The 4,918-nt window shown below is 68.1% G+C and carries 6 protein-coding genes; all 6 read right to left on the bottom strand.

The features are described from left to right. A partial coding sequence (locus G3573_RS20015) for a squalene/phytoene synthase family protein (RefSeq protein ID WP_163263437.1) occupies positions 1 to 515 on the bottom strand: 515 nt, incomplete at its 3' end. A 61-nt stretch (positions 516 to 576) separates the two neighbouring features. Continuing rightward, positions 577 to 1,188 (bottom strand): urate hydroxylase PuuD, encoded by a 612-nt coding sequence (locus tag G3573_RS20010; protein ID WP_163263436.1) that lies wholly within the window; start codon positions 1,186 to 1,188, stop codon positions 577 to 579. A gap of 83 nt (positions 1,189 to 1,271) precedes the next feature. Next, positions 1,272 to 2,231 carry a protein translocase subunit SecF gene (secF, locus tag G3573_RS20005; protein ID WP_163263435.1) on the bottom strand — a complete coding sequence of 320 codons (960 nt, stop codon included), beginning with the start codon at positions 2,229 to 2,231 and terminating at the stop codon, positions 1,272 to 1,274. A gap of 10 nt (positions 2,232 to 2,241) precedes the next feature. Then, positions 2,242 to 3,837, bottom strand: a complete 1,596-nt coding sequence (secD, locus tag G3573_RS20000; RefSeq protein ID WP_163263434.1) for a protein translocase subunit SecD — start codon at positions 3,835 to 3,837, stop codon at positions 2,242 to 2,244. Positions 3,838 to 3,864: 27 nt separating this feature from the next. Continuing rightward, a complete protein-coding gene (gene yajC, locus G3573_RS19995; protein ID WP_240454816.1) occupies positions 3,865 to 4,191 on the bottom strand; it encodes a preprotein translocase subunit YajC in 327 nt (108 codons plus the stop codon). 104 nt (positions 4,192 to 4,295) lie between these two features. Next, a partial coding sequence (locus tag G3573_RS19990) for a M23 family metallopeptidase (protein WP_163263433.1) occupies positions 4,296 to 4,918 on the bottom strand: 623 nt, incomplete at its 5' end.

The raw sequence follows: 4,918 nt of genomic DNA, 5'->3' as shown, positions 1-4,918 counted from the left end.
GGGCCGCCCGAGGCGGCCAGCCGGTGCAGGCCGGCCAGGCCCCAGGCGCGGGCGGCGGAGCGCACCGCATGCGGATCAGCGCTCGTGTCCAGCACCTTGGCCGCCAGGGCCGCCAGGGCGCCGGCGGTCCGGTCGACATAGTCCAGGGCCTCGGCCGCGTCGGCGAAGGGCGCGGGATCGAGGTCGCGCTCGCGGGCGTCGACCAGGGCCTCCAGCAGCGGCCGCGGCAGGCCCCGGCGCTTGATGGCGGTCGACAGGGCCAGGGTCACCGGATGGGCGCGCGGCATGCGGCCCTCGAACACGTCCTCGATCGCCTCGCGCCACCAGGCGAAGCGGATCTCGCCCAGCATGGGCTGGGTGACCGCAGACGGAATGCGGGCCAGCTCGTCGTTCAGCGCATAGAGGGCGAGCACGTCGGCCCGCTTGTCGGGGTCGTCGATGAAGCGGGTCGCCAGCCAGCGATCCGGATCGACCCGCTCGATGCGGGCGTCGAGGTCTTCGTGAGCTTCGGTCATCGCACAAACGAAAAAGGCCCGCCGGGAGCCGGCGGGCCTTCGCTCTAAACCGTTCCGTCTCTTACGAGAACAGGGTCTGGTACATCGCCATCGAGGTCAGCATCGGCAGCGACAGCAAGAGGTTGGTGCGCGAGAACAGCATGGCGGTGCGGGCCGCCTTGGCCTTCTTGTCGGCGTCGGCCTCGACCAGGCCGAGCGCGATCTTCTGGTTCGGCCAGATGAACACCCAGACGTTCATGAACATCACGATCGCCAGCCAGATGCCGGCGCCCAGGAGGGTGTACTGAGCCGCGCCGGCCTGCGGGCCGGCCATGCCCAGCGACAGGACCTCGACGATGTAGCCGCGCTGGAAGGCCAGCACCAGGCCGGCCAGGACGGTGAACAGGGCCGCCCAGCGGAACCAGAACAGCGCTTCAGGGGCGATGTACTTCGACACCGCCGGCTTCAGCTCGGCGGGGATGTCCGGCATTTTCCGGATCTGGACGAAGTTGAAATAGTAGAGAAGGCCGATCCAGAGGATGCCGAAGAAGACGTGCACCCAGCGCGTCACGGCCTGCCAGAAGATCGGTCCGAACTGGTCGGGACCGTGCATCCCGAAGCCGAAGATCATGATCAGCGCCAAGAAAACGCTGACCACCATGGTGTTGCGGAAGTTCTGGAGCAGAGCGCCCATCGTCAACCCTATCGGAATCCAGGGAATCGATCCCCCTGGATTCCGTATAGGGCGTTTTGTCGCGGGGCTCTACCCGACGGAAATTAGGGCCTTTTCGACTGGCTTCTGGTGCCGACCGACAGATCGATCGGCTTGGCGTCCTCGTCACCGCGCTTGACGCCCCAAACCAGGATGACCGGCAGGGCGACGTAGATCGACGAGTAGGTGCCGATGATGATCCCGAAGATCATCGTGAAGACCAGCGGGAACAGGGCCGGGCCGCCGAGGAACAGCATGCCGGCCAGGGCCAGCAAGGCGGTCGAGCCGGTGATCAGGGTCCGCGACAGTCGCTCGTTTTCCGACAGGTCGATGATCTCGCGCAGCGGCGTCTTCTTGAACTTCCGCAGGTTCTCGCGGAGTCGGTCGAAGGTGATGACCTTTTCGTTCATCGAGTAGCCGATCACCGTCAGCAGGGCCGCGATCGAGGTCATCGAGAACTCGATCTGGAGCACCGCCAGCAGGCCGACCGTCAGCACGACGTCGTGCAGCACCGCCAGCACCGCGCCCAGGCCGAACTGCAGCTGGAAGCGGAACCAGATGTAGACGAGCATCAGCAGCAGGGCGACGCCCAGCGCCATGAAGCCCGAGCGGAACAGCTCGCCCGACACCTTCGGACCGACGACCTCGACCCGCTTGACCTGAAGGCCGGGGAACTCGGCGACCAGCTTCTGCTGGATCTGAACCGCCGCCTCTTCGCCGCCGGTTTCGGGCGTGCGGAAGCGCAGCAGGGCGGAGTTGGTCGTCCCGAATTCCTGCACCTGGGCGTCTTCAGCCCCGATGTGGCCCAGCGTGGTGCGCAGCTCGGCGAGCGGCGCCGGCCCGGGCGTGGTGACTTCGATCAGGGTGCCCCCTTTGAAGTCGGTGCCCAGGTTCAGGCCCATGGTGAACAGGCAGACGAACGACGCGAGCACCAGCAGTCCGGAGACCACGGCGGCGTAGGGCGCGAGCCGCGTGAACTTGAAGTTCGTGACGTGCGGCAGGTTGCGAATAAGTGGCCAACGCATGGTCGGGTCCTCAGATCGGAAGCGTCTTCGGTCGCTTGGCGTTCAGCCAGAGACCGAGCAGCAGCTGGCTGACCAGCACGGCGCTGAACACGGAGGTGAACACCCCGATCAGCAGGGTCCAGGCGAAGCCTTGCACCGGGCCGGCCCCGAACTGGAACATGATCAGGGCGGAGATGAGCGAGGTCACGTTGGCGTCGATGATCGACACCAGCGCGCGCTGGAAGCCGATGTCGATGGCCGCCCGCGGGCTGTGACCGGACCGCTCTTCGTCACGGATACGCTCGTAGATCAGCACGTTGGCGTCGACGGCGACGGCCAGCGTGAGGATCATGCCGGCGATGCCGGGCAGGGTCAGGGTCGCCTGGCCCACCGTCATGGCGGCGAACAGCAGGATGATGTTGAGCAGCAGGGCGATGATGGCGATGCCGCCGAACAGGAAGCCGTAAGCCAGGATCATGAACACCACGATCAGGGCGAAGCCGAGCACGGCCGAGACCTTGCCCTTGTCGACGGCGTCCTTGCCGAGCTCGGCGCCGATGGTGCGCTGTTCCTCGACCTTCAGCGGGGCCGGCAGGGCGCCGCCGCGCAGCAGGTTCACCAGCTCGGAGGCTTCCTGGATGGTGAAGTTGCCGGTGATCTGGCCGGACCCGCCGGTGATCGCCGACTGGATGGTCGGGGCGGAGATGACCTTGCCGTCCAGCACGATGGCGAAGCGGCGGCCGATGTTGTCGGCGGTGACCTGGCCGAACTTCTTGCCGCCGAGGCCGTCGAAGCGGAAGTCGATCGACGGACGGTGGCTCTGATCCTGGCCGACGTTGGCCTGGGTCAGGTTCTCGCCCGAGACCAGAACGCGGCGCTTGACCAGCACGTAGGGCTCGTCCGGGCGGCTCGGCTGCGGCAGCAGCTCGCTGCCCGGGGGGACGTGGCCGGCCTGGGCTTCCGCCACCGGCACGGTCTCGTCGAGCATCTGGAAGGTCAGCTTTGCGGTCTGGCCGATGACGCGCTTGAGCGCCTCGGGATCGCTTTCACCCGGGGCCTGAACGACGATGCGCTCGGCGCCCTGACGCAGGATGGTCGGCTCGCGCGTGCCCATGGCGTCGACGCGCTTGCGCACGATCTCGATCGACTGGTCGACCGCCGAAGCGCCGATGGTGGACAGCGCATCCGGGGTGAAGCGCAGGGTCAGGTTCTGGTCGCCGGCGTCGGCGACCGCCAGCTCCGGCTTGCCCGTGCGGGGGTTGATCACCGCCAGGGAGCCGAGAGCCTTCTTGGCCTGCTTCAGCTGGGCGGGGTCGTTGATCCGCACACGCACGCCGTCCGGCAGCTTCTGCAGGCCGCTGGACCCGATCTGGTCCGTGCCCAGCACCTGGCGCACGTCTTCCATCAGGTTGGTCACCCGCTCGCGCTTGAGCGCCTCGGTGTCGACCGAGAGCAGCAGGTAAGACCCGCCCTGAAGGTCGAGGCCGAGGTTGAGGGTCTTGGACGGCAGCCAGCCCGGCATGCGCGCGCGCACGTCGGCCGGCAGGACGTTGGGAAGGGCGAATAGGATGCCGAAGACGGTCGCCAGCGCGACGACCGTCACCTTCCACCGGGAAACCTGAATCATTGGCGTGAAATCCCCCGAAGCCGCGCCTTAGCGCGACGACGCCTTGGCGTCGTTGGCCGGCGCCGGCTCGGTCCGGTTGCGGACGTCGGCGATCATCGACTTCACCACGCGGACGTTCACGCCCTGGGCGATCTCGACCATGGCCTCGGCGTCTTCGACGCGGGTCACCTTGCCGATCATGCCGTTGGACAGCACCACGGTGTCGCCGCGCTTCACCGCTTCGACCAGCGCCTGGTGCTCCTTCGCCTTCTTCTGCTGTGGGCGGATCAGCAGGAAGTAGAACAGAACGAAGATCAGCAGCAGCGGCGCGAATTGGACGACGAAAGCCATCGGGCCGGCATCAGCGGGAGCCATGGGCACTCCATGAGAAGGCGCCGGGCGCAGACGTCCCGGCGAAAGCAAGCGCGGAAGCTATGATGCGAAGGCCGCGTTTGCAACGAGCGCCGACACCGCCGCGACTATTGCAGCAGCGGCAGCGGGTCCATCGGGCGCGCCTTTTCAGCGGGGCTGGTGGCGTAGCGCATCTCGAAGTGCAGTTGCGGCCGGTCCACCCCGCCGGTCTGGCCGACCTGGCCGATGACCGCGCCGCGGGCGACCTGCTGGCGCATTTTCACGTCGATCTTGGCCAGGTGACCGTAGGCCGTGACCCAGCCGTCGGCGTGCTTGATCAGCACCAGATTGCCGAAGCCCGGCACGGAGTCGCCGGCATAGACCACCTCGCCGGCGTCGGCGGCCTTCACCGGCGAGCCGGACGAAGCGCCGATGTTGATGCCGTCGTTGCGCAGCCCCTGCCCCATCGAGCCGTAGCGCGACAGGATCTCGCCCTTCAGCGGCCAGGCGAAGCGGCCGCGAGCGGAGGCGATCACCGCGCCGGGATCGATCGGCGGGCCGCTGGCGATGATCGGGGCGGCCGGGCCGGACGGCGGAACCGGCGTCGGGGCGGACGAAACGGGGGGCTCGGCGCGCGGGGTCGAGGGTTTGGCGCCCTTGCCGGTCGGCGGGACCGGTCGCGTCTCGGCCGGCTGGGCGGCGACCGGCGCGGGATCGGTGCGGACCGGGGTCGGCTCGCGCCGGGTGGGCG

This window comes from Caulobacter sp. 17J65-9 (genome assembly GCF_010975005.1).
In the GTDB taxonomy this organism is placed as follows: Bacteria; Pseudomonadota; Alphaproteobacteria; order Caulobacterales; family Caulobacteraceae; genus 17J80-11.
This window is presented reverse-complemented; position numbering and strand designations above follow the sequence as displayed.